Here is a 21669-nt window from a genome sequence, read left to right as displayed (position 1 = left end):
GGCGGTCGCAATCGCGCCGATGGTCCCATCCGGGTTCGACGCTCCGCTCGGCGTCCACCACAAGGCGATTGGCCGATGGCTGGCGGAGCGGGATGGCTCGGCCGAGCGGATCACCCGGGGCGAGGCGCGCCGGTACATCGAGACCGAGTTCGACAAGGCGGTCCGGGCCGAGCTGAGCAAGGTGCAGCTGGCCGACCTGCGCGTGGTCGCGCTCACGGGCGAGGATCACGGGCCGCCCGCGATCGCGCTGATCTGCGACAACGTCGGCGAGATCGAGCTTGGCTGGATCACCAAGGCCAACGTCCTGGCGAACGCGCTGGACGGCGTGGTCGCGCCGGTGGGCTGGCGCGCGGCCGCCTATCGGGCGCTCGAGCAGCTGCTCGGCTACGCCCTGCCGGTGTTTGGGTTCGAGGAGTTCATGGACGAGATGTCGATGTGGATGTGGGACGGCGCCACCGATGATGCCGATGCCATCCGCTTCATGGGCGAATTCCATGGCCTCGACGACATTGAGGAGATGACCCTGCCGTCGCACCTCCGGGCACGCCGGCCGGATTACATGACCCGCAAGCCCGCGCCGCTCAAGGACATGCCTCCTTCGCTGCGCGATCGCCTCCGCCGCCTGCGCGAGACCTGCAAGGCGCTCAATGCTGTGGCTGACACGACGAGCGCCTGGCGCCATGACCGGGAAGCGCTGTCCTACTACCTGCCGCACTACGAGGATGGGTCCTGCACCCTGCCTCTGACGCTGGTCCCCTTCGACCAGTTCGGCCAGCAACTGGACGAGATCGCCGATCACGCGATGCAGACCAACTTCTACGACATCGTCGGCCTGACCACGATCGAGGAGCCCGCCCGGCTCGATGCCTGGTTCGAATCGCTGCGCCTCGGCGCCGAGTTCATCGCCGCTGCGCAGGACCTGATCGACCACAACCCGATGAAGGACCAGCGATGACCGTCTCTGTGGAGTTCGAGCCGACCGAGGGCGGCATGGCGCTGAGCAAGGCGATCCTGCTCTATCAGTCGTCTTCGCGCGGCCGGGTGAACGGGGACGGCCCGGCCTTCGCCAGCATCCACCCTGTGGAGCAGCAGCCGGGTGGGCCGGTGATCGGCGCCGGCGCGCCGTTGACCCGTGCGCACTTGCGGCGCTGGAGCCAGGCTCTCGGCCGATCGGCCCCGCCGGAGATCCTGCCGGCGAATGTCCTGGTCGCGCACCCTGACGTGCTCGCGTGGTGGGTGCCCGAGCAGGTTCGGCCCGCCTACTTCGACATCACCCGGCCGACGCCGGACCTCAAGGTGCTGGGCCAGCGCACCACGGTGCCGGTGCCCTATCCGGCCCACCTGCTGATCGCCACGCGCAAGACGGTCTACGTGGTCGCCCTGCCGAAGAGCGAGCGCCCCTGCGCCGACACGCCAGTCCTGCACTCCCCGGTGCTCAACGTGTTCATCACCGGCGCGCTGTGCTGGGGCAACATCGCCAAGCCCAAGGGGCTCACCGTAGCGGCGATTGCCGAATACGAGCGCGCGGTCTTCGACTCCTGGTCGACCCATCCCAACGCTGGCCAGGATCGATCGATCACCGGCAAGGGCGGTCTGGTCCGCCTGTGGGATGGCCTAGCCGCGCGCTGGGCCAAGCGCTTCCCCGTCTCCCGCCTCAAGCCTTTCGAGGGCCTGACGGTCGGCCAGCTCATCCAGAAGGTGTCCGCATGATCCTCGCATCCCACCCCACCGCCGCCGCCGTGCTTGAGGCGGTGCCCTGCTACCCCGTGCCGCCGACCGGAAGCTCGCCTGCGATCGACGCGCTGCGCGCTGCGCGCGCCGGGCATGGTCTTATCGTCGGCGATGATGGCATGATGCTGATCCTGCGCCGCCCCTGGCTGGCGCTCGACTACCGGGTGACCGAGGGGCCCGAGTGCCATACGCCATATGGCGAGGTGGGGCCCGATGCGCTCACGTTCCGGTGCGGGCCGATCCCGGCAGTGCTGCTCGACGACGTGCTCGACCACTTCGCCGAGGCCATGCCGAACGAGGCCGCGGCGTTCATCGTGTGGAACGAGGTGACCAACCGTTTCCATATCGAGTTCCCGAAGATCGACGCGGCGACGCCATCGCGGCTTGTCTACAGGCCGCCGGTGTTGGGCGAGCGTTGCCACCTCGTCTGCGACATCCACAGCCACGGCGCGGCCCCGGCGTTCTTCAGCGAGACTGACAATGCCGACGACGCGCACAGCACAAAAATCGCGATCGTGGTGGGGCTGCTTGGCGATCCGGGCGGCGGTCCCAGCTTCCTCGCCCGCCTTTGCGCTGGCGGCATGTTCCTGACCCTGCCGGGCCTGCCGTTCGCGGAGGTGGCCGATGCAGCCTGATCGCCACTTCCTCCCCGCCCGGATGCTCGATCGACAGCTGAGCGTCCTGCTGGTCGGCTGCGGCGGCAACGGGGCCCAGATGCTGATGGGGCTCGCCTCGCTCGACACCGCGCTGCGCGAGATCTCGTCGCGATCGATCGCTGTGACCGTGGTCGACGACGACGTGGTGACCGAGGCGAACCTCGGCCGCCAGCCGTTCTACCGGTGCGACCTCGGCAATGCGAAGGCGCGGACATTGGTCGAGCGGGTGAACCTTGCCCACGGGCTGGACTGGCAGGCGGTTCACGGGCGCTGCCCGGGCGCTATCGGCACCGAAGGGTTCGAGCTGGTGATCACATGTGTCGACACCGCCAGCGCGCGCCGGGCGATCGGGGCGGACATGCTCACAGGTGAAAATGGCTATCCCCGGACCACGCCGGCCTACTGGCTCGACCTCGGCAACCGCGCGACGGATGGGCAGTTCATCATCGGCCGGCCGAGATGGAGCGGGGCCAAGGGCGAAAGCCTGCCGACCGTGCTCGAGTATTTCCCCGAGCTGGACGACGAGAGCGTGGTCGAGGACGACGCGCCCAGCTGCTCGGTAGCCGAGGCGCTCGAGCGGCAATCGCTGTTCGTGAACAGGGTGGTCGCCAGCCATGCCCTGGCGCTGCTGTTTGAGCTGCTCGGCCGCGGCTCGATCGGTCACGCCGGCGGGTTCATCAATCTGGCGAGCGGGCAGTGCGTGCCGATCCCGCTGCCGAGCGTGCAGGAGGCCAAGGCAGCATGACCCGCTACGCAGCAGACACCTCGGTGTCCGTCGCCAACAGCAAGGCCGAGATCGAGCGCATCGTCGAGCGCTACGGCGCAACCGGCTTCATGTCGGGCTGGAGCGGTAACCAGGCCGTCGTCGCCTTCGCGATGGCCGGGCGCCAGATCCGGTTCAACCTCACCATGCCCGACAAGGCTGACAAGAGCTTCACCCACCATAGCCGGGGCCCTCGCACGCCCGAGGCCGCGCTCAAGGAATGGGAGCAGGCCTGCCGCCAGCGGTGGCGCGCTCTGGCGCTGGTGATCAAGGCGAAGCTCGAGGCGGTCGAGAGCAACATCAGCACGTTCGAGGCAGAGTTCCTTGCCGCCATCGTCATGCCCAACGGCCGGACGGTCGGCGAGGAGATCAAGCCGATGATCGCCACCGCCTATGCGAGCGGCACCATGCCGCCGCTGCTGCCGGACTACAGCGCATGACCTGCGAGCGCGTCACTCTCCCCGGCGGCGGACACGCGATCGTCTGCGGATCGTTCAAGCGGCAGAAGTGCGAATGCGGTCGGCGCGCCACCCTGTTGTGCGATTGGAAGACGCCGAACACGGTCCGCAAGAGCCAGACTTGCGATGCCCCGCTGTGTGAGCGCTGCTCGACCAAGCCGGCGCCGGACAAGGATCTCTGCAGCCGCCACGCGCGCGAGTTTGAGCGCTGGAAGGGCGGAAAGGCGGTGCAGCCATGAACTGGCCCTTCGGCGACCACGCCCCGCTCAGCTACGACTTCCTGCTGGCAGACCCGGCCACCCGGTTCGAAACCCGCTCGGCCGCAGGGCAGGGGAAGGGGCCAGACGCGCACTACGCCACCATGACGTGGGACGAGCTTGCGGCGCTCCAGCCGGCGCGCCTCGCCCGCGGCGACGCGATCCTGTTCATGTGGGCGTGCTGGCCGACCCTGCGGCAGTCGCTGCAGCTGCTCGATGACTGGGGCTTCCGCTATGTCACCGGCGGGGCCTGGCACAAGCGGACCAAGTACGGGAAGAGCGCCTTCGGCACAGGCTATGTCCTCCGCAGCGCGACGGAGCCCTACCTGATCGGGACGCTCGGCAGCCCGGTGACCGCCAACAACGTCCGGGGCGTGATCGAGACCGAGCAGCTCGAGGTGATCGATGCGCCGACCCGAGGTCACAGCCGCAAGCCCGATGAGCAGTACGCCTACTGCGAGCGCCTGGCGCCGCGGGCCATCCGCTTCCTCGAGATGTTCGGCCGCCAGCGCTGGCCGGACCCGAAGTGGAGCGTGTGGGGCAATCAGGTGGATCGATTCGAGGTGGGGGCAGCATGACCGCGCCGGCACGCATCACCCAGGCGGACATGGAGCGGGCAGCGAAAGCGGTGAAGGCCGCCGACTTCCAGCGGGCCCGGATCATCATGGATTTTGCGCATTCGCGCATCGAAGTCATCATTGGCGAGCAGCAGGGCGATTCGCCCGCTGAGCGCAACCCATGGGATGACGAATGATGGCCCGCAAGCGCGTCGGATCGAACCGGTTCCTCCCGAAGTACGTCAGCAAGTTCGAGAGCCAGCACGGCAAGGTGCGGTATGTGTTTCGGCGCAAGGGCTTCAAGGGCGGGTACTTCAGATCGGAGCTGGGCACAGAGGACTTCCGGGCCGAGTATCACGCCTTCATGCACCCCGATCAGGTGGAAGCGCCGAAGCCGGTGCCCAGCAAAGCGAAGCCAGGCACGATCGACGACCTGGTGGATCGGTACTTCGCCGTTCCCGAGCGACTCGGCCCGTCGGAGGTGACCCAGCAGAAAGTCAGGGCTGTGATCGAGGATTTCCGCACCGGGCGCGGGGACAGACCGGTCTCACTCGTGACCTTTGAGGCGATCGACAAGATCGTGGCGAAGAAGCTGGTGAAGACCGGCACCGGGAACAAGACCAAGGGCGGCATCCATGCCGCGCGCAAGCTGCGCAAGGAGCTGGTCCGGCTGTTCGAGTTCGCGCGCAAGCTCAAGATGCTCGACCATAACCCGGCTGCCGATTCCGAGAAGGTCCGGGTGCCGGTCGAGCAGCGCACCACCGGTTTCCATGCCTGGACTGAGGACGAGATCCAGCAGTTCCGCCAGCACTGGGCGCTGGGTACGAAGCAGCGCCTGGCGATGGAGCTCTACCTGTGGACCGACCAACGCCGCTGCGACGTGTACAAGATGGGGCGCAATCAGATTGAGGGCGGATGCATCCCGGTCACCCAGGAGAAGACCGGCAAGTTGATCTGGGTTCCTCTGGCGCCGCAGCTGCTTGAGGCGATCGTCGCCATGTCGCCGGCTGACACCAGCCCGTTCTGCTTCATCGTCAGCCGCAAGGGTACGGCCTATACGAAGGAGAGCTTCGGCAACTGGTTCAAGGACGCCTGTGTCGAGGCCGGCCTGCCGCACTGCAATGGGCACGGGCTACGCAAAGCCACGCTGCGCCGGATGGCCGAGCTTCAGATGTCGAACAAGACCATGAAGTCGCTGAGCGGCCAGGAGCGCGACGAGACCCTTGCCGGGTACATCGCCACGGCGGACCAGAAGCGCCTGGCGGCGGCGGCGATCCGTGAGTTGGCGGCGTGGGAAAAGGGGCTGGGCGGAGCTGAAAATCAGGCCGCAAATGCAAACTGATGTCTCACCCAAGTTCTGACGTGAGACATTCGCAACCTCGAAAGGCTAGGAAATGCGCCACTTTTCAGAACAGTGTGGCTCCCCGAGTTGGATTCGAACCAACGGCCGCTCGATTAACAGTCGAGTGCTCTACCGCTGAGCTATCGGGGAGCAGCCCCGTTTCCGGGACAGGGGTGCGCCTATAGCAGCGCGTTCGGGCTTTGCAAGCGCTCCGTGGCAAATTCCTGCGGTGCCGGTGTGGCCCGTTTCACACCTGGAACTGTTCGGCGAAAATGCGTTCCTCGAGGGTCTTTCCGGGATCGAACAGGAGCGTCAGGCGGTGGTCGCGCGCGGTGGTGATGTGCACCTCGGACACGTCGCGGACCTCCTTCTGGTCGGCCACCGCGGCGACCGGGCGCTTGTCCGGCTCGAGCACGCGGAAGCTCACCCGGGCGCTTTCGGGCAAGATCGCCCCACGCCAGCGCCGCGGTCGGAACGGACTGATCGGGGTCAGCGCCAACAGCCGCGAGCCGAGCGGGAGGATCGGGCCATTGGCCGAGAGGTTATAGGCGGTCGAGCCGGCCGGAGTGGCGACCAGGATACCGTCGCCAGCCAGTTCGGTCATCTGCACCTTGCCGTTGACCGCCACCTCGAGCTTGGCGGTCTGGCGCGTTTCGCGCAGCAACGAGACCTCGTTGATCGCGTAGTAGCGGTGATGCTGGCCGTCGCGGGTGACCGCATCCATCGCCAGCGGCACCACTTCCACCTCGCGCGCGCGCAGCACCCGCTCGGCGATGGCGCGGCGGGTGCTGCGGTTCATCAGGAAGCCCACGGTTCCGAGGTTGACGCCGTAGCACGGCTTCGACACGCCGCGCTGGAGCATCTCGTGGAGGACGTGCAGCAGGTAGCCGTCACCGCCGAGCACGACCAGCACGTCGGCCTCCTGCGGCGGAACCCATTCGTGCGCCTCGCTGAGCGCGGCCGCCCCGGCCTGGGCCTTGAGGCTGTCCGAGACCAGCAGGGCCAGCTTGGTGCGCTCCTTCTTCACGGGTCCACTCTCTCCTGCCGCGCCGTCACCCTCGCCCGGCCGGGCGCGGGCACCGGGATATGGAAGGCGGGCGGGTTTGGCAATCGAGCTTGCTCGGCCCGGTCCACCCCGCGCGGTTGAGAGTTTCGCAACAGATCGCCGCTAGGCTCAACCGATCATGGCACCTGTTCACCTGGCACCCGCGGTCGAGCGCGATCCGCTGACCGGCCTGCCCGGCCTCGAGGCGGCGCGGCGCCGGCTTGACCAGTGGGCCGGCGATCTGCCGGTGCATGGGCTGCTGCTCAGCCTGTCGCGGTTGGCGACGATCAACCTGGCCTATGGCGACAGTACCGGAGACGCCGCGATCGCCGAGGCGGCCTCTCGCCTGCTGCACTTCGCCGCCGCCGAGTTCGACGGGCCGTGGTTCGCTGCGCGCATCGGCGGGGGCTCGTTCCTGCTGCTCGCGCGCGAGCCACTCAGCCGCGAGCGGTGGGAGCTGCTTGGCAGCGGCCTAGCCGACGCGATCGCCCGACCGATGACCCGCGGAGCGACCACCCTGCGGCTCAGTCCGCGCATTGCCCTGCTCCGGGCGCTGCCGGGCGAGGGCGCGGAGTCGCTGCTCGACCGGCTGGGCCAGACCATGGCGACGCTGGAGCGGCGCACCGGCCGGCGGCTGCTGTGGGCCGACGGCGAGGTGGTCAAGCCGGGCCACAGCGCCGCCCGGCTCGAGGCCGAGCTGCTCAAGGCGCTCGACCGCAACGAGATCGACCTGCTGTTCCAGCCCCAGTTCGCGCTGGACGGCCCCGGGGGACGGGACGGCGCGCTAACCGGTGCCGAGGCCCTGGCCCGCTGGAACCATCCCAAGCTCGGGCGGATCGGCGGCGGGGCCCTGTTTGCGATCGCCGAGCGGATCGATCACGTGGTCCCGCTCTCGCAGCAGATCGCCCGGCTGGCGCTGGCCGAGGCCGCGCGCTGGCCGGCGCCGCTGCGCCTGTCGCTCAACGTGACCCCAAGCGATCTGGCACTGCCCCACTATGCCGAGAGCCTGATCGCCGCGATCGCGGCCAGCGGCTTCGCCGCCGAACGCCTGACCATCGAGGTGACCGAACAGGCCCTGCTGGGTGACATCGTGGCCGTGGCGGCGCAGCTTGGCGCCCTGGCGCGCGCCGGGGTACGGATCGCGCTTGACGACTTCGGCGCCGGCTTCTGCAACTTCCGCTACCTCAAACTGCTCCCGCTCAACTACCTCAAGCTCGACCGTTCGATGGTCGACGGGATCGCCAGTGACCCGCGCGATCTTGCCGTGCTGCGGGCCATCGTGGCGATGGCGCGCGCGCTCGATCTGGCGGTGATCGCCGAAGGGGTGGAGGACGAGCAGCAGCTGGCCATTGTCGCGCGCGAGGGCTGTGCCAGCGTCCAGGGCTTTATCCGCGCCCGGCCGATGAGCGGGGCCGATTTCGCGGCACTCGCGCGCGGCTGACGCGCCCGACCGCCGCTGCGTTTGCCTCGCCTGGCCGGTTCGCCTAGCAGCGCGCCAGGCGCAAGAGGAGCGGCGGGCGAATCATGACAGGGACCGTGGCTGGCTTCTTGGTCCTGATCGGTATCATTGCGCCGGTCTTCCTGATCATCTTGCTCGGCTACGCGCTTGCCAGGATGGGGCAGGTGCCGCCCGCGACCATCGCCAGCAACGGGCGCTTCGTGCTCAACGTGCTGACCCCGGCGGTGGTGTTCCGTGCGCTGTCCGGAGCGAGCCTCGGCACCATCGCCCGGCTCGACTATCTCGCAGTCTACAGCCTCGGCTCGCTCGCCACTTTCGGGCTCGGCTATGTCTGGTTCCGGCGCGGTGGCGGCGCCGGAACGGGGAGCGCAGGCATCGCCGTGGCGGCGGTGCGGGCGCTCGGGATGAGCGGCGCCAACACGGCCTTCATCGGCCTGCCGATCCTCACCCAGCTTTACGGAGCGCGGGCGGCGGGACCGATCGCCCTCAACATGCTGTTCGAAAGCTTCGTGCTCCTGCCGCTGCTGCTTGCCCTTCTGGAAATGGGCGAGGGCGGCCATCAGTCGGTCAGCCAGACGGTGCGTGGAGTGGCGCGCAACCTCATGCGCTCACCGCTGCTCTGGGCGATCGTCCTCGGCACGGTCTGCGCCGCGACAGGGTGGCACCTGCCGCCGCCGTTGGCCCGGACGGTCGACCTGCTGGCGGGCGCCTCGGCCGCGCTCGCGCTGGTCACGATCGGCGCCGGGTTGGCCGGCCTGGTCCTGGCCGGGCGACGCGCGACGATCGCCACGATGGTTGCGGGCAAGCTGCTGCTGCATCCGCTGCTGGTCCTTGTCCTGCTGGCGCTGGTGCCGGTGGCCGACCCGATGTTCCGCAGCGCCGCGATCCTGCTCGCCACATTGCCGATGTTTTCGATGTTCCCGGTGTTCGGCCAGCGGGTCGGCGATGGCGACGCCTGCAGCGCGGCCATGCTGATCGCCGTGGTGCTCAGCCCGCTCACGCTGGTCGTGACGATGCTGCTGCTGGGTGTGCATCTCTAGACACTACGAACGAGCAGGCGCTTGCCGCGCCGGTCAGGACCGGCGGCCACAGCCTTCACCGCTTGGCGATCGCGGAACTTGCCGAGCGCCGCCGCCAGCGACACCGGCCCGAAAGAAAAACCGCCGGGATCGCTCCCGGCGGTTGAAGGGGCGGGTCCCCGTGGACCCGCGGTGGTCGCTCCGGTTGCGTCTCAGTGCGCGGCGAGCGCGGCGAGCAGCAGCAGGGCGACGATGTTGGTGATCTTGATCATCGGGTTGACCGCCGGTCCGGCGGTGTCCTTGTAGGGATCGCCGACCGTGTCGCCGGTCACCGCGGCCTTGTGGGCGTCGGAGCCCTTGCCGCCGTGGTGGCCGTCCTCGATGTACTTCTTCGCGTTGTCCCAGGCGCCGCCGCCCGAGGTCATCGACAGGGCAACGAACAGGCCGCCCACGATCACGCCCAGCAACAGCGCGCCGAGCGCGGCGAAGCCGTTGGCCTGGCCGGCGACCGCGGTGATGATGAAGTACACCGCGATCGGCGCCAGCACCGGCAGCAGCGAGGGCACGATCATCTCCTTGATCGCGGCCTTGGTCACCAGATCGACCGTGCGGGCATAGTCCGGCTTCGAGGTGCCGGCCATGATCCCCGGATTGTCGCGGAACTGGTCGCGCACGTCGACCACCACGTCACCCGCAGCGCGGCCCACCGCCGTCATGCCCATCGACCCGAACAGGTAGGGGAGCAGGGCGCCAAGCAGCAGCCCGACGATGACATAGGGGTTCTCGAGGCTGAAATCGACCGTGATCCCGTTGAAGAACTCCCTGAGGTCGGTGGTGTAGGCGGCGAACAGCACCAGCGCGGCGAGGCCGGCCGATCCGATCGCATAGCCCTTGGTGACCGCCTTGGTGGTGTTGCCCACGGCGTCGAGCGCGTCGGTCTTCTCGCGGACCGAATCGTCGAGCCCGGCCATTTCGGCGATGCCCCCGGCGTTGTCGGTGACCGGGCCATAGGCGTCGAGCGCGACCACCATGCCAGCCAGCGCGAGCATCGCCGTGGCGGCATAGGCAATGCCCATCAGACCGGCCAGCTTGAAGGCAATGATGATCCCCGCGACGATCACCAGGGTGGGCAGGGCGGTCGCCTCCATCGAGATGGCGAGACCCTGGATCACATTGGTGCCGTGCCCGGTGACCGAGGCCTGGGCGATCGACTTGACCGGACGGTAGTTGGTGCCGGTGTAGTACTCGGTGATCCAGATGATCAGCCCGGTGATGATCAGCCCCAGCAGCCCGCAGTAGAACAGGATGCGGCCGTTGTAGTCGGTGCCGGGGATCGGCGTTTCCATATCGCCCAGCGCCGCGCCGATCGCCCACCAGATCGCCGGGATCGAGAGGATCGCGGTGACCAGGAAGCCCTTGTACATGGCCCCCATGATGTTGTTCGAGCCCCCCAGGCGGACGAAGTAGGTGCCGATGATCGAGGTGACGATGCAAACGCCGCCGATCAGCAGCGGCAGCGCCATCAGCGGCATCAGCAGGGCGCCGGCGCTCTTCAGGGTCAGCGCGGTCAGCACCATGGTTGCGCCGACCGTAACGACATAGGTCTCGAACAGGTCGGCGGCCATGCCGGCGCAGTCGCCCACATTGTCGCCCACGTTGTCGGCGATCACCGCCGGGTTGCGCGGATCGTCCTCGGGAATGCCCGCCTCGACCTTGCCGACCAGGTCGGCGCCGACGTCGGCGGCCTTGGTGAAGATCCCGCCGCCGAGGCGCGCGAAGATCGAGATCAGCGAGGCGCCGAAGGCCAGCGCGGTCAGCGCCTGGACCACGGTGCGGTCCTCGCCGCCGACCGTGTAGCCGGCCGGGCCGATCAGGTAGGCATAGAACACCGCGATCGCGAGCAGCGCGAGGCCGGCCACCAGCATGCCGGTGATCGCGCCCGCGCGGAAGGCCAGGGTGAGGCCGGCCTGCAGCCCGCTCTGAGCCGCCGCGGCGGTGCGGACATTGGCGCGGACCGAGACGTTCATGCCGATGAACCCGGCCGCGCCCGACAGGACGGCGCCGATCACGAAGCCAGCGGCAGAGATGCCGCCCAGCGTGCCGAAGATGATCGCGGCGACGACCACGCCGACAATCCCGATGGTTGAGTACTGCCGCTTCAGGTAGGCTTGCGCCCCCTCCTGGATCGCGGCGGCGATTTCCTGCATCCGCTCGGTGCCGGCTGGCGCTCCGAGTACCTGTCGACTGGTGATGAAGCCGTAGACCACGGCGAGCATCCCCAGGACGATTGCGATCGTGACCAAATTCACGCGCTGCCCCTCCTTGTGGTGGTATCCTACTCTCGATCGGCGCCCCGCTGTTGTTCCCGGGGTCGCCGAATCCAAGGGCTATGGAGGTTTCCGGCCGCGTGCAACCGTTATTGCGCGGCGCTGCCTAGCGGTGGACGAAGCCCAGTCCGGCGGCTTCGCCCTGATCGATGCCGTCCACCAGCAGCCGGCCGGGGGCACCGTCCTGCACCGTCCCGATCCGGGTCGCCGGAACCGGACAGGGGCAGCCGGCCGGCAGGGTGAACAGCAGCTCGTAGTCGTCGCCCCAGCGCAGCGCTTCCGCGCGGCGAGGCTCGGGGCAGTCGAGCGGGACAGCGCCGCTCTCCAGCGTCACAGTGACGCGGCTGGCACGGGCCAGCCGGAGTGCATCGAGCAGGAGGCCGTCCGACAAGTCCATCATCGCGCTGACCTGCGGCGCCAGGACCCGTCCTTCGGCGAGGCGCGCCTGTGGGCGGCGGTAGCGCAGGGTCGTGGCCGGATCGGCCGCCGGGTCGGCCCGCAAGGCCTCGAGCCCGATCATCGCGCCGCCGACCGCGCCTGTCACCCACACCGTGTCGCCGGGCCGGGCACCGCTGCGCGTCGGGACCGGGCGATGGGTGGCGCGGCCGAGCGCTGTGAGGCCGAGGGTCTGGGGCCCTGCGCCGCCCACGGTATCTCCGCCGAGCAGCGGGGCGCCATAGTGCGCCAGCGCCTCGCCCAGCCCGGCGAGGAAGCGCTCCGTCCCGGCCGACAACTGGTAGCCGAGCAGCACACCGATCGGCACGGCCCCCTTGGCGGCAAGGTCGGACATGTTGGTGGCGACGAGCTTCCACGCGACGTCGGCCGGATCCTGCCCGGGGAGGAAATGGACCCCGCAAACCATCATGTCGTGGGTCAGCACGAGGCTCTCGCCACCGATCTCGAGCACGGCGGCATCATCGTCCAGCCCGCGCGCCGCCGGATCGGTGGCCAGCGCGCGCAGCGCGGCGATGAAGGCCAGCTCGCCGGTCACGTCCGGCCGGCGCGGCAGGGCGCTCCTCCCGCCGTGCGCCGCTGGCGGCCGGGCGGGGGAGCGTGGTGGCTCACCGGACGGCCCGGGCCACGGCGTCCAGCACGCCGTTCACGAACTTGGCCTCCTTGGCATCGAAGAAGGCGTGGGCGACGTCGAGATACTCGCTGATCGCGGTCGCCGTGGGCACGTCGGCTCGGGCCAGCAGCTCGTAGGTGCCGGCGCGCAGGATCTGTAGCATGGTGCGGTCGAGCCGGTCGAGCTTCCAGCCCTCGGCCAGCCGCGCAGCGATCTGGCCATCGATCTCGTCACGGCGGGCGAGGGTGCCCTTCACCACGTCGTCGAAGAAGGGCACGTCGGCCTCGGCATACTGCGCGTCCTCGATCTCGGCCCCCAGCCGGTGACGGTGGAACTCGTCGAGCAACTGGGCGAGCGGGGTGCGCTCCATCTCGTGCTGGTAGAGCGCCTGGACGGCGGCAAGCCGGGCAGCGGCACGGGCGCGGGCAGAAAGGGTCATGCAGGGTCCTTGAGGCGCAGGCGGCCAAGATAGTCGAGCTTGCCGAGCGGCACGCCCGCGGCGCGCAGCAGGTCGTAGGCAGTCGTCAGGTGGAAGAAGAAGTTGGGCACGGCGAACGACAGCAGGTAGCCCGCCGCGGTGAAGGGCAGCTCCATCCCGCGCGCCGGAATGCGGAACAGCACGGTCTGGTCGGCCAGCGCGTCGAGCTCGGCCGGAGTGACCGCCTCAAGCCCGGCGATGGTCGCGCCGAGCAGCGCGTGCTGTTCGGCGAAGGCGGTCGGGGGCGGGCTCGCGTCGGGGGTGGACAGCCCGGCGCGGCAGGCCTGGATCGCCTGCAGCGAATGGGTCGCAGCCCAGCGCACCTGCCACGGGAAGGGCTTCATGTCGGCGAAGGTCGCCTCCTGGAGCGCCTCCTCGCTCCCGTGCCCTTCCGCACACCACGTCTCGGCCTTGCGCAGGATGCCGGCCAGCGCGTTGAGCTGCTGGAGGAAGGTGGGGACGGTGGCGTCATAGAGCGACAGGGTCATGGCATCGGCTCTCCACAGGATGGACGGCAGGCGGCAAGAGCCCGCGCGGTCCGGTTCAGATCCCCAGCCGCAGTTCGACCGAGCGGGCGTGAGCGGGCAGACCTTCGGCCTCGGCCAGCGCGATCGCGGCCGGGCCGATCGCCCGCATCGCGGCGGCGTCGAGCTGGATGAAGCTGGTGCGCTTCATGAAATCGAGCACTGACAGCCCTGAGGCGAACCGCGCGCGGCGCCCGGTTGGCAGCACGTGGTTGGGCCCGGCAAGGTAATCGCCGATCGCTTCGGGCGTGTGCCGGCCGAGAAACACCGAACCGGCATGGCGGATCGCGCGGAACAGCGGTTCCGGATCGTCCACGGCCAGCTCGACATGCTCGGCAGCGAGGGCATTGGCCAGCGCCGGCGCCTCGTCGAGGCTCGCCACCTCGATGATCACGCCATAGCTGTTCCAGCTTTCGGCCGCGGTGCGAGCCGTGGGCAGCAAGGCCAGTTCGATTCCGACCTGGTCGGCCACGGTGTCGGCGAACAGCGGATCGTCGGTGATCAGGATCGACTGCGCCGAGGGATCGTGCTCGGCCTGGCTGAGCAGGTCGGCGGCGATCCATTCGGGATCATTGTAGCCGTCGGCGATGACGAGGATCTCGCTCGGCCCGGCGACCATGTCGATCCCGACGACCCCGAACAGCTGGCGCTTGGCCTCGGCCACCCAGGCGTTGCCGGGGCCGGTGATCACGTCAACCGGCTGGATCCGTTCGGTCCCGAAGGCCAGGGCCCCGATCGCCTGGGCACCGCCGATGCGCCAGACCTCGTCGACCCCTGCCAGGTGCGCCGCGGCGAGCACCAGCGGGTTGACCTGGCCCTTGGGCGTCGGGGTGACGACGACCAGCCGCTCGACCCCGGCGACCTTGGCCGGGATCGCATTCATCAGCAGCGAGGAGGGATAGGCCGCCCGGCCGCCCGGCACATAAAGCCCGGCGGCATCGACCGCCCGCCACACCGCGCCCAGACGCACCCCCTCGGCATCGGTGCTGTCACGGTCGGCCGGCTTCTGGCCTTCGTGGTAGGTCCTGATGCGCTGCGCGGCGAGCTCGAGCGCCGCCCGTAGCTCGGGCTGGAGCGCGTCGAAGGCCTCGCGGCAGAGCTCGGCCGGAAGGCGCCAGTCCGACCCGTCGGCGGCGAGCGTGTGCCCGTCGAACTTCTGGGTCAGCTCGGCCACGGCGGCATCGCCGCGGTTGCGCACGTCGTCGAGGATGATCTGCACGTCGCGGGCCACGTTCTCGTCGCTCTCGCGGCGGTCGCGGACCAGCCGGCGGAAGGCCTGGGCGAAGCCGGGATCACGGCTGTTGAGGCGCAGCATCAGGCGGCATCCCGCCGGGCGACCAGCGCCCGGAAGCGTTCGACCAGCGCGCCGACGCGGGCGTCGGTCTTGAGCGCGGCGCGGTTGACGATCAGCCGGGCGGTGACCGGGAGGATCACCGCGGTCTCGACCAGCCCGTTGTCCTTGAGCGTGCGCCCGGTCGAGACCAGGTCGACGATCCGGCTGGCCAGGCCCAGCCCCGGTGCCAGTTCCATCGCGCCGTTGAGCTTGACCACTTCGGCCTGGATGCCGAGCTCCTCGAAATGGCGCCGGGTCAGGCTGGGATACTTGCTGGCCACGCGCAGGTGGCTGGCGGTCAGCGGCTCACCGGCGGCACAGGCGGGTTCGGCCACCGACAGCCGGCAGTGGCCGATATCGAGATCGACCGGGGCATAGAGGTCAGGATAGGCGAACTCTTCGACCACGTCGGAGCCGACGATGCCGGCCTGGGCGGCGCCATGCGCGACGAAGGTCGCCACGTCGAAAGCCCGCACACGGATGATGCGCATGGCCGCGTCCACGCAGGCGAAGGACAGGGCGCGTGAGGCCTTGTCGTGGAATTCGGCATCCGGCACCACTCCGGCCGCTGCCATCAGCGGCAGCGCCTCGTCGAGGATGCGCCCCTTGGGGACGGCGAAGATCAGCGGTTCGGGTGCGGCGGACATGGTGCGGCCTCTAGGGGGCACAGAGCCAAAGGGCAAGAAAATGGGAATGCACGGGGGGGCAGGAGTGATGATCGCACAGGAAATGAGCCACTGGCCCAGGGGGGGCTGACGCAGCGGGGAGTCGCTGGCGTCAGTGCGCCGGGGTGAGGCTGTCAAGCAGGGCGGGTAGGTCGACCGGGAAGATCAGCTCGGGCCACTCCGCCAGTTCGGCGCGGGTAAACCAGCGGTGCGACATCTGCGCCGCCCGCTCGACCGCGGTGTGCCCGGCATAGCTTGGGGTGAAGCGGTCGGCACGGACGAGGAAGAAGCGCTCGTCCGAGCGGATCCATTCGCCGGTCAGGGTGGCGAACTCGCCGCCCCGCTGCGCGCGCTCGGGACCGCAATCGGTCAGCCGCAGCCCGGTTTCCTCCCACAGCTCGCGCACGGCCGCCGCGGCGAAATCCTCGCCCGGGTCGCATTCGCCGCCCGGTCCGCACCAGAACGGCGGACGCCCGGACAGGCAGTAGCGGAACAGCAGCAGCCGGTCGTCCGGGTCCAGCAGCAGGATTCGGGCGGCGCGGCGCAAGCGCGGCAGGGTGCCGCCGGCGGCCTCACTCACCGGGCGCGCGGGCCTTGATCGCGAGCGCGTGGACCCGCTGCCCGGGAATATCGCCCAGCGCACTGTTCACCAGACGCTGGCGCTGCAGGCGGGTGTGCCCGGCGAAGGCCGTACTCTCGATCTCGACGGTGAAGTGGCTTTCGCCGGTGCCGTCATCGCCGGAGTGCCCGCGGTGCTGGGCGCTGTCGTTGATCACGGCAAGGTGGGTGGGGGCGAAGGCGGCGGTCAGCCGTTCGGCGATTTCCTGGGCAAGTGGTCCGGTCATGGCTTCCCATCTAGCCGATTCGGCGCCATCTGGCAGCCAGTGAGACGCGACAAATTTCATGGCCGCATCGACGGGGCCGGGCGGCGCTGCGATCGTCCCGGCTGCCGGGAGGAGGGCGAGTTCCGTGCCCCCGGCCTGCGCCCGCCGGGCTTCGACGGTCCCGGTGACTACCGCTGGTTCTGCCTTGATCATATCCGCGAGTTCAACGCCGGTTACGACTGGTTCGCCGGGATGAGCACCGAGGAGATCCTCGCCGCGCAGCACCCTGCGGCGGGGTGGGATTCGGAAAGCCGCGCCTTCCGTCCCACCGCCGGGGTCGATGCGGCGCCGCGCTGGGCCGATTTCAAGGACCCGCTCGACGCGATCAGCGGCCGCGCCCGCGCCTTCCGCAGCCAGGTCCGTTCCGACGGCCGGGTCCCCACCCCCGACGAGCGCCGCGCGCTCGACGCGTTGGGGCTGGCCCCCGACGCCGACCGCAAGGCGCTGCGGAGCCGCTATTCGCAGCTGGTCCGGCGCTATCACCCGGATCGCAACGGCGGTGATCGCAGCATGGAAAGCAAGCTCCAGGCCGTGGTCGAGGCCTATACCCTGCTCAAAACCTCGACCCTGTTCGCCTGAACCAGGGTGAGCTGGCCTTCCTCCGCTATTTCCGCTGCTCCGCGATCAGCGCGTTGTCGATCGCCTTCGCCGTCCGATAGGCCTCGCGCGCCTGAAGCCGTTCGGCATTGGCGACGAAGGCGACGCGTGGCGGCAGCGTGCCGAAGGTCAGCCCCCAGTCGATCTGGCTGCCGACGTAGACATCGGCCATGGTGAAGTGATCGCCGCAGACCCAGTCGCGGCCGTCGGCGAACAGCGTTTCCAGTGTGTCCATCGTCCGCTCGAAGCTGCCGAAGCCGATCATGCCCTGCTTGTCGGCAGGGGGCTCGAAGCCCATTGCACGAGAGATCACCGCCTGTTCGACCGGACCGGCGGCAAAGAACAGCCAGCGGAAGTAGTCGGCGCGCTCGCTGTCATGCGGGAGCAACTCGGCACCCGGCTGGGCCTCGGCGAGATAGGCGCAGATCGCCGCGCATTCGGTGATCACGCGCTCGCCGTCGAGCGCGTGGTGAACCAGAGTCGGCACCTTGCCCATCGGATTGGCCGCAAGCAGCGCCGCCGGCTTGGCGGCCCAGTCGACCAGCACCTGCTCGTAATCGGCCCCGGCCTCGTGCAGCGCCCAGCGGGCGATCTGCCCGCGCGACATCGGATGGGTGTAGAAGGTGTATTCGGCCATGCTGCTGCTCCGTCGCGGGATGGCCCGCCGTGGCAGCTCTTTGCGGCCGCACGATGGCCGGCGGGCGGACTAGCGCCGCCGGGCGTCCTCGATCGCGGCGACGTGCTGCCAGGCCGGCCGGGCCGCGACCCGCGCATACCACGTCGCCGTCGCCGGATAGCGGGCTCGATCCGGCCCCCAGCCGACGGCCGCGAGCGTGCGCAGCACCGAGGCCACGGCGATGTCGGCCAGCGAGAAAGGCTCGCCAACCAGCCAGCCCTCGGGCGGTGCCACCGATTCGAGATAGGCGAGAATCGGCGGCAGCTCGGCCTCGCCCTGCAGGGCCACGGCCTCGTCATAGGGCCGCTTGAGCAGCTTGGGGCCGACCAGGCGGTGGAACAGCACCTTGATCCCGGCGGCGAAATAGATCGTGTCGGCAAATTCGTCGAACCACACCGCGCGGCCGCGCACTTGCGGTTCGGCCGGGAGCAGCGCGGGGCTGGGGCACTTGGCCTCCAGATAGGTCACGATCGCGCTCGAATCGGCCAGCAGGAAGCCGTCGTCGTCGATCGCCGGGATCTTGCCGAAGGGGCTCGCCTGCCGGAAGGCGGCATCCTCGCCACCGGGATTGGCCAGCACCATGGTCCAGTCAAGACCTTTTTCCGCGGCGACCAGGGCGACCTTGCGGACATAGGGCGAGAGCAATGCACCATACAGCTTCATCAAATCCTCGCACCTTCCCGAGAGTCCGTGGAATGCTTATTGCAGCTTGCACCCCGGGACTATAGGCGCGTCGATGATGAGCGAGATGAGCAGCATGACCGCCCCTATGACCGACAGCCGAGACAACACCATTCTGGCCGCCCCCGACACGACCATCGACGTGCGGGCGACCTTCGGGATCGACATCGACATGACGGTCCCGGCCTTCAGCCAGGCGGACGAGCGCGTGCCCGATCGCGACGACAGCTACGTGTTCGATCCGGACACGACGCTGGCGATCCTGGCCGGCTTCGCCTTCAACCGCCGCGTGATGGTCCAGGGCTATCACGGCACCGGCAAGTCGACACACATCGAGCAGGTCGCGGCCCGGCTCAACTGGCCCTGTATCCGCATCAACCTCGATGCCCACATCAGCCGCATCGACCTGATCGGCCGCGACGCGATCGTCCTGCGCGACGGGCTGCAGGTGACCGAATTCCGCGAGGGCCTGCTCCCGTGGGCGCTGCAGCGCCCGGTCGCGCTGGTGTTCGACGAATATGACGCCGGTCGCCCCGACGTGATGTTCGTGATCCAGCGCGTGCTCGAGACCGAGGGCAAGCTGACCCTGCTCGACCAGAACCGCGTGATCCGTCCGAACCCCAATTTCCGCCTGTTCGCCACGGCCAACACCGTCGGCCTGGGCGACACCTCGGGGCTCTATCACGGCACCCAGGCGATCAACCAGGGCCAGATGGACCGCTGGAACCTGGTGGTGGGCCTCAACTACCTGCCGCATGCGGTGGAGAGCGAGGTCGTCGGCAAGAAGGTGCCCGAGATCGACGCCAAGCTGGTGGCCGACATGGTCCGCGTCGCCGACCTGACCCGCAAGGGCTTCATGGCCGGCGACATCTCCACCGTGATGAGCCCGCGCACGGTGATCAGCTGGGCGCAGAACACCCGTATCTTCAACGATCCGGGCTTTGCCTTCCGCCTGACCTTCCTCAACAAGTGCGACGAGACCGAGCGCATGCTGGTGGCCGAGTACTATCAGCGGGTGTTCGGCAAGGACCTGCCGGAAAGCGTGGTCGGCCGGGGGTGACGGGGGCGGGTCTGGCCAGACAAAGGCATGCCGGTTCCACCCGCTGATCGCCCAGGCCACATCGTCATGCTGAACTCGTTTCAGCATCCAGTGTCGACCCGGCGCAGCGGGAGCGACCAAGTCGTAAGCCCTCAGCCAGCTGACCGGCCCTGACGTTGAGCCCGAGCCTGGATGGATGCTGAAACAAGTTCAGCATGACGGTTTCGACGTGGCCAAGCTACGAGCAAAGCCCGATATCAGGACCAAGGCGCGTCACTCTCCCGCGTAGCTCGCGGCCACGAAGTACAGCCCCTCGGGCGGGGCGTTGTGGCCCAGCGCCTGGCGGTCGCGCGCGGCGAGAGCTTCGGCCACCTGCTCCTCGCGCCAGTGGCCCAGCCCGACCAGGGCGAGGCAGCCGACCATCGAGCGGACCTGGTGGTGCAGGAAGCTGCGGGCGCCGGTCTCGATCAGCAGCTCATGGCCCTGCCGCCGCACTGTCAGGCGGTCGAGCGTCTTGACCGGGCTGTCGGCCTGGCACTGCTTCGAGCGGAAGGTGGTGAAATCGTGCTTGCCGACCAGCGCCTGGGCGGCGCGGTGCATGGCCTCGTGGTCCAGCGCGGGGCCTTTCACCAGCCAGGCGCGGCCGGCGTCGAGCGTCAACGGGGCGCGGCGGTTGACGATCCGGTAGAGATAGCTGCGCCCGGTGCAGGAAAACCGGGCGTGCCAGTCGTCCGGCTTTGTATCGCAGGCCAGCACCGCGATGGGCCAGCCCGCCAGCCGCAGCCGCGCGTTGAGCGCCTCCATCAGACGGAACGGGGCGATCGTCTTGGCCACGTCAACATGGGCGCGCATCGCCAGGGCATGGACCCCGGCGTCGGTGCGCCCGGCGGCATGGAGGGTGACCTGCTCGCCCGTGACGGACTCGACCGCCTCCTCCACCGCCTGTTGCACGCTGGGACCATGCGCCTGGCGCTGCAGCCCCATGAAGGGCGTGCCGTCGAATTCGAGGGTGAGCGCGAAGCGGGTCATGGAGTGGGGTGGTCCTGCGCGTGGGCTTCGACAAGCTCAGCCTGAGCGGGTGTTCAAGGGTTGGAGCCTGATTGTCAGCTTTTCAATCCGCTCAGCCTGAGCCTGTCGAAGGCCACGCGCGGCAGAAGGCCCAAGCACAGTCATTCCACCCGCGCTCCGGCCGGGATCGGCTTGCCGCGCAGCAGCTCCTCCACCGGCATCGCAGGGCGACCGGCACGCTGCACCAGGGTCGGGCGCAGCGCTCCAGACCCGCAGGCGATCGTCAGCCTATCGTCCAGCACCGCGCCCGGTTCGCCGGCGCCGTCGACCACCTCCGCTGCCAGCACCTTGTAGCGGTCACCCGCGAATTCGAAGAAGGCCCCCGGCGCCGGATTGAAGGCCCGGACCTGGCGCTCCGCCTGTTCCGCCGGCGCGGTGAAGTCCAGCCGCGCCTCGGCCTTGTCGATCTTGTGGGCATAGGTCACGCCCTCGCTCGGCTGGGGCACCTCGGGGAAGGCGGCGAGGTCCGCCAGCACGCGCACCATCAGGGCCGCGCCCATCGCTGCCAGTTCCGCGGTCAGTTCGCCCGCGGTCTTGCCCGCCACCGGAGTGCGGCCCTCCAGCAGCACCGGCCCGGTATCCAGACCCCGCTCCATCCGCATGATCCCCACCCCGGTCTCGGCATCGCCCGCCAGGATCGCGCGCTGAACCGGGGCGGCACCGCGCCAGCGGGGCAGCAGCGAGCCATGGACATTGAGGCAGCCGTGGCGCGGCGCGGCGAGCACCGCCTGGGGCAGGATCAGCCCATAGGCGGCTACCACGGCCACGTCGGCCGCCAGTGCGGCAAACTCGGCCTGGGCCTCGGCATCGCGCAGACTGACCGGATGGCGCACCGGAATGCCGCGGGCCTCGGCCGCGCGCTGGACGGGCGAGGGGGTCAGCTCCTGACCCCGGCGGCCGCCCGGACGGGGCGGCTGGGTATAGGCGCAGACCACCTCGTGCCCGGCCGCAGCCAGGGCTTCCAGCGTCGGCACCGCGAAGTCCGGCGTCCCCATGACAATGATGCGCATCGGCTTCTCGGCTTTCCGTTTCCGGGCCGGTGCC

General features: G+C 69.3%; 26 protein-coding genes and 1 tRNA gene. 13 read left to right on the top strand and 14 right to left on the bottom strand.

Annotated features, from left to right (window positions below):
* The first annotated feature begins 19 nt into the window (after positions 1-19).
* Genes H7F53_RS06280 through H7F53_RS06240 form a run of 9 tightly spaced genes read left to right on the top strand, consistent with a single transcriptional unit; the run spans position 20 to position 5764 of the window.
* The gene (locus H7F53_RS06280; RefSeq protein ID WP_185678610.1) at positions 20-955 is read left to right on the top strand and encodes a hypothetical protein; all 936 of its coding nucleotides are present in this window, start codon (positions 20-22) and stop codon (positions 953-955) included.
* Positions 952-1710 (top strand): PRTRC system protein B, encoded by a 759-nt coding sequence (locus tag H7F53_RS06275; RefSeq protein ID WP_185678609.1) that lies wholly within the window; start codon positions 952-954, stop codon positions 1708-1710. Before H7F53_RS06280 ends, H7F53_RS06275 begins: the two co-directional genes overlap by 4 nt.
* A complete protein-coding gene (locus tag H7F53_RS06270) occupies positions 1707-2366 on the top strand; it encodes a PRTRC system protein A (protein ID WP_185678608.1) in 660 nt (219 codons plus the stop codon). The genes H7F53_RS06275 and H7F53_RS06270 overlap by 4 nt, the downstream gene beginning before the upstream one ends.
* Positions 2356-3132, top strand: a complete 777-nt coding sequence (locus H7F53_RS06265; protein ID WP_185678607.1) for a PRTRC system ThiF family protein — start codon at positions 2356-2358, stop codon at positions 3130-3132. The genes H7F53_RS06270 and H7F53_RS06265 overlap by 11 nt, the downstream gene beginning before the upstream one ends.
* A complete protein-coding gene (locus H7F53_RS06260) occupies positions 3129-3590 on the top strand; it encodes a hypothetical protein (RefSeq protein ID WP_185678606.1) in 462 nt (153 codons plus the stop codon). Before H7F53_RS06265 ends, H7F53_RS06260 begins: the two co-directional genes overlap by 4 nt.
* A complete protein-coding gene (locus H7F53_RS06255) occupies positions 3587-3847 on the top strand; it encodes a hypothetical protein (RefSeq protein WP_185678605.1) in 261 nt (86 codons plus the stop codon). The genes H7F53_RS06260 and H7F53_RS06255 overlap by 4 nt, the downstream gene beginning before the upstream one ends.
* Entirely contained in the window at positions 3844-4443 is a 600-nt protein-coding gene (locus tag H7F53_RS06250; protein WP_185678604.1) for an MT-A70 family methyltransferase, read from the top strand. The genes H7F53_RS06255 and H7F53_RS06250 overlap by 4 nt, the downstream gene beginning before the upstream one ends.
* Positions 4440-4619 carry a hypothetical protein gene (locus H7F53_RS06245; protein WP_185678603.1) on the top strand — a complete coding sequence of 60 codons (180 nt, stop codon included), beginning with the start codon at positions 4440-4442 and terminating at the stop codon, positions 4617-4619. The genes H7F53_RS06250 and H7F53_RS06245 overlap by 4 nt, the downstream gene beginning before the upstream one ends.
* Complete coding sequence (locus H7F53_RS06240; RefSeq protein ID WP_185678672.1) at positions 4619-5764, top strand: tyrosine-type recombinase/integrase; 1146 nt, start codon at positions 4619-4621, stop codon at positions 5762-5764. Before H7F53_RS06245 ends, H7F53_RS06240 begins: the two co-directional genes overlap by 1 nt.
* A 75-nt stretch (positions 5765-5839) precedes the next feature.
* Here the strand turns inward: H7F53_RS06240 and H7F53_RS06235 are convergent.
* A tRNA-Asn gene (locus tag H7F53_RS06235) sits at positions 5840-5914 on the bottom strand.
* 97 nt (positions 5915-6011) lie between these two features.
* Positions 6012-6791, bottom strand: coding sequence for an NAD kinase (locus H7F53_RS06230; protein WP_185678602.1), 780 nt, complete (start codon positions 6789-6791; stop codon positions 6012-6014).
* A gap of 157 nt (positions 6792-6948) precedes the next feature.
* On the opposite strand from H7F53_RS06230, the gene H7F53_RS06225 reads away from it, so the two are divergent.
* The gene (locus H7F53_RS06225) at positions 6949-8250 is read left to right on the top strand and encodes a GGDEF domain-containing phosphodiesterase (protein ID WP_185678601.1); all 1302 of its coding nucleotides are present in this window, start codon (positions 6949-6951) and stop codon (positions 8248-8250) included.
* A gap of 95 nt (positions 8251-8345) precedes the next feature.
* A complete protein-coding gene (locus tag H7F53_RS06220) occupies positions 8346-9308 on the top strand; it encodes an AEC family transporter (RefSeq protein ID WP_185678600.1) in 963 nt (320 codons plus the stop codon).
* Between the two features lie 191 nt (positions 9309-9499).
* Here the strand turns inward: H7F53_RS06220 and H7F53_RS06215 are convergent, their stop codons facing one another.
* The 8 genes from H7F53_RS06215 to H7F53_RS06180 form a co-directional block, all read right to left on the bottom strand.
* The gene (locus H7F53_RS06215) at positions 9500-11596 is read right to left on the bottom strand and encodes a sodium-translocating pyrophosphatase (RefSeq protein ID WP_185678599.1); all 2097 of its coding nucleotides are present in this window, start codon (positions 11594-11596) and stop codon (positions 9500-9502) included.
* Between the two features lie 124 nt (positions 11597-11720).
* A complete protein-coding gene (gene thiL, locus H7F53_RS06210; protein WP_185678598.1) occupies positions 11721-12605 on the bottom strand; it encodes a thiamine-phosphate kinase in 885 nt (294 codons plus the stop codon).
* A gap of 70 nt (positions 12606-12675) precedes the next feature.
* Positions 12676-13119 (bottom strand): transcription antitermination factor NusB, encoded by a 444-nt coding sequence (gene nusB, locus H7F53_RS06205; RefSeq protein WP_185678597.1) that lies wholly within the window; start codon positions 13117-13119, stop codon positions 12676-12678.
* On the bottom strand, positions 13116-13646 hold the full coding sequence (locus tag H7F53_RS06200) for a DUF1993 domain-containing protein (RefSeq protein ID WP_185678596.1): 531 nt from the start codon (positions 13644-13646) through the stop codon (positions 13116-13118). The genes nusB and H7F53_RS06200 overlap by 4 nt, the downstream gene beginning before the upstream one ends.
* A 55-nt stretch (positions 13647-13701) precedes the next feature.
* A complete protein-coding gene (hisD, locus tag H7F53_RS06195) occupies positions 13702-14997 on the bottom strand; it encodes a histidinol dehydrogenase (RefSeq protein WP_185678595.1) in 1296 nt (431 codons plus the stop codon).
* Complete coding sequence (gene hisG / locus H7F53_RS06190) at positions 14997-15662, bottom strand: ATP phosphoribosyltransferase (protein WP_185678594.1); 666 nt, start codon at positions 15660-15662, stop codon at positions 14997-14999. Before hisG ends, hisD begins: the two co-directional genes overlap by 1 nt.
* A 130-nt stretch (positions 15663-15792) precedes the next feature.
* Positions 15793-16260 carry an NUDIX hydrolase gene (locus H7F53_RS06185; RefSeq protein ID WP_343061948.1) on the bottom strand — a complete coding sequence of 156 codons (468 nt, stop codon included), beginning with the start codon at positions 16258-16260 and terminating at the stop codon, positions 15793-15795.
* Positions 16253-16525, bottom strand: a complete 273-nt coding sequence (locus H7F53_RS06180) for a BolA family protein (RefSeq protein ID WP_185678593.1) — start codon at positions 16523-16525, stop codon at positions 16253-16255. The genes H7F53_RS06185 and H7F53_RS06180 overlap by 8 nt, the downstream gene beginning before the upstream one ends.
* A 39-nt stretch (positions 16526-16564) precedes the next feature.
* Between H7F53_RS06180 and H7F53_RS06175 the strand changes: the two genes are divergently transcribed.
* Entirely contained in the window at positions 16565-17143 is a 579-nt protein-coding gene (locus tag H7F53_RS06175) for a DnaJ domain-containing protein (RefSeq protein WP_185678592.1), read from the top strand.
* A 25-nt stretch (positions 17144-17168) separates the two neighbouring features.
* Here H7F53_RS06175 and H7F53_RS06170 read toward each other — a convergent pair whose 3' ends face one another.
* Positions 17169-17798, bottom strand: coding sequence for a glutathione S-transferase family protein (locus tag H7F53_RS06170; RefSeq protein ID WP_185678591.1), 630 nt, complete (start codon positions 17796-17798; stop codon positions 17169-17171).
* A 69-nt stretch (positions 17799-17867) separates the two neighbouring features.
* The gene (locus H7F53_RS06165; protein ID WP_185678590.1) at positions 17868-18500 is read right to left on the bottom strand and encodes a glutathione S-transferase family protein; all 633 of its coding nucleotides are present in this window, start codon (positions 18498-18500) and stop codon (positions 17868-17870) included.
* Between the two features lie 85 nt (positions 18501-18585).
* On the opposite strand from H7F53_RS06165, the gene cobS reads away from it, so the two are divergent.
* Complete coding sequence (cobS, locus tag H7F53_RS06160; RefSeq protein ID WP_425498156.1) at positions 18586-19578, top strand: cobaltochelatase subunit CobS; 993 nt, start codon at positions 18586-18588, stop codon at positions 19576-19578.
* A gap of 252 nt (positions 19579-19830) precedes the next feature.
* Here the strand turns inward: cobS and truA are convergent, their stop codons facing one another.
* Both truA and fmt read right to left on the bottom strand, forming a co-directional pair.
* Positions 19831-20586: a tRNA pseudouridine(38-40) synthase TruA gene (gene truA / locus H7F53_RS06155; protein ID WP_185678589.1), complete on the bottom strand. Its 756-nt coding sequence runs from the start codon at positions 20584-20586 to the stop codon at positions 19831-19833.
* A 140-nt stretch (positions 20587-20726) separates the two neighbouring features.
* The gene (fmt, locus tag H7F53_RS06150) at positions 20727-21635 is read right to left on the bottom strand and encodes a methionyl-tRNA formyltransferase (protein ID WP_185678588.1); all 909 of its coding nucleotides are present in this window, start codon (positions 21633-21635) and stop codon (positions 20727-20729) included.
* Between the last annotated feature and the right edge of the window lie 34 nt (positions 21636-21669).

Origin of the sequence: Novosphingobium piscinae (genome assembly GCF_014230355.1) — a bacterium.
GTDB lineage: Bacteria > Pseudomonadota > Alphaproteobacteria > Sphingomonadales > Sphingomonadaceae > Novosphingobium > Novosphingobium piscinae.
Note: the sequence above shows the minus strand (reverse complement) of the source record. Positions and strands in the feature narration are given on the sequence as shown.

Coding starts and splice junctions, on each gene's coding strand:
- H7F53_RS06280 (WP_185678610.1), top strand. CDS start 20: ATGGTCCCATCCGGGTTCGACGCTCCGCTCGGCGTCCACCACAAGGCG.
- H7F53_RS06275 (WP_185678609.1), top strand. CDS start 952: ATGACCGTCTCTGTGGAGTTCGAGCCGACCGAGGGCGGCATGGCGCTG.
- H7F53_RS06270 (WP_185678608.1), top strand. CDS start 1,707: ATGATCCTCGCATCCCACCCCACCGCCGCCGCCGTGCTTGAGGCGGTG.
- H7F53_RS06265 (WP_185678607.1), top strand. CDS start 2,356: ATGCAGCCTGATCGCCACTTCCTCCCCGCCCGGATGCTCGATCGACAG.
- H7F53_RS06260 (WP_185678606.1), top strand. CDS start 3,129: ATGACCCGCTACGCAGCAGACACCTCGGTGTCCGTCGCCAACAGCAAG.
- H7F53_RS06255 (WP_185678605.1), top strand. CDS start 3,587: ATGACCTGCGAGCGCGTCACTCTCCCCGGCGGCGGACACGCGATCGTC.
- H7F53_RS06250 (WP_185678604.1), top strand. CDS start 3,844: ATGAACTGGCCCTTCGGCGACCACGCCCCGCTCAGCTACGACTTCCTG.
- H7F53_RS06245 (WP_185678603.1), top strand. CDS start 4,440: ATGACCGCGCCGGCACGCATCACCCAGGCGGACATGGAGCGGGCAGCG.
- H7F53_RS06240 (WP_185678672.1), top strand. CDS start 4,619: ATGGCCCGCAAGCGCGTCGGATCGAACCGGTTCCTCCCGAAGTACGTC.
- H7F53_RS06225 (WP_185678601.1), top strand. CDS start 6,949: ATGGCACCTGTTCACCTGGCACCCGCGGTCGAGCGCGATCCGCTGACC.
- nusB (WP_185678597.1), bottom strand. CDS start 13,119: ATGACCCTTTCTGCCCGCGCCCGTGCCGCTGCCCGGCTTGCCGCCGTC.
- H7F53_RS06200 (WP_185678596.1), bottom strand. CDS start 13,646: ATGACCCTGTCGCTCTATGACGCCACCGTCCCCACCTTCCTCCAGCAG.
- hisD (WP_185678595.1), bottom strand. CDS start 14,997: ATGCTGCGCCTCAACAGCCGTGATCCCGGCTTCGCCCAGGCCTTCCGC.
- hisG (WP_185678594.1), bottom strand. CDS start 15,662: ATGTCCGCCGCACCCGAACCGCTGATCTTCGCCGTCCCCAAGGGGCGC.
- H7F53_RS06180 (WP_185678593.1), bottom strand. CDS start 16,525: ATGACCGGACCACTTGCCCAGGAAATCGCCGAACGGCTGACCGCCGCC.
- H7F53_RS06170 (WP_185678591.1), bottom strand. CDS start 17,798: ATGGCCGAATACACCTTCTACACCCATCCGATGTCGCGCGGGCAGATC.
- H7F53_RS06165 (WP_185678590.1), bottom strand. CDS start 18,500: ATGAAGCTGTATGGTGCATTGCTCTCGCCCTATGTCCGCAAGGTCGCC.
- cobS (WP_425498156.1), top strand. CDS start 18,586: ATGAGCAGCATGACCGCCCCTATGACCGACAGCCGAGACAACACCATT.
- truA (WP_185678589.1), bottom strand. CDS start 20,586: ATGACCCGCTTCGCGCTCACCCTCGAATTCGACGGCACGCCCTTCATG.
- fmt (WP_185678588.1), bottom strand. CDS start 21,635: ATGCGCATCATTGTCATGGGGACGCCGGACTTCGCGGTGCCGACGCTG.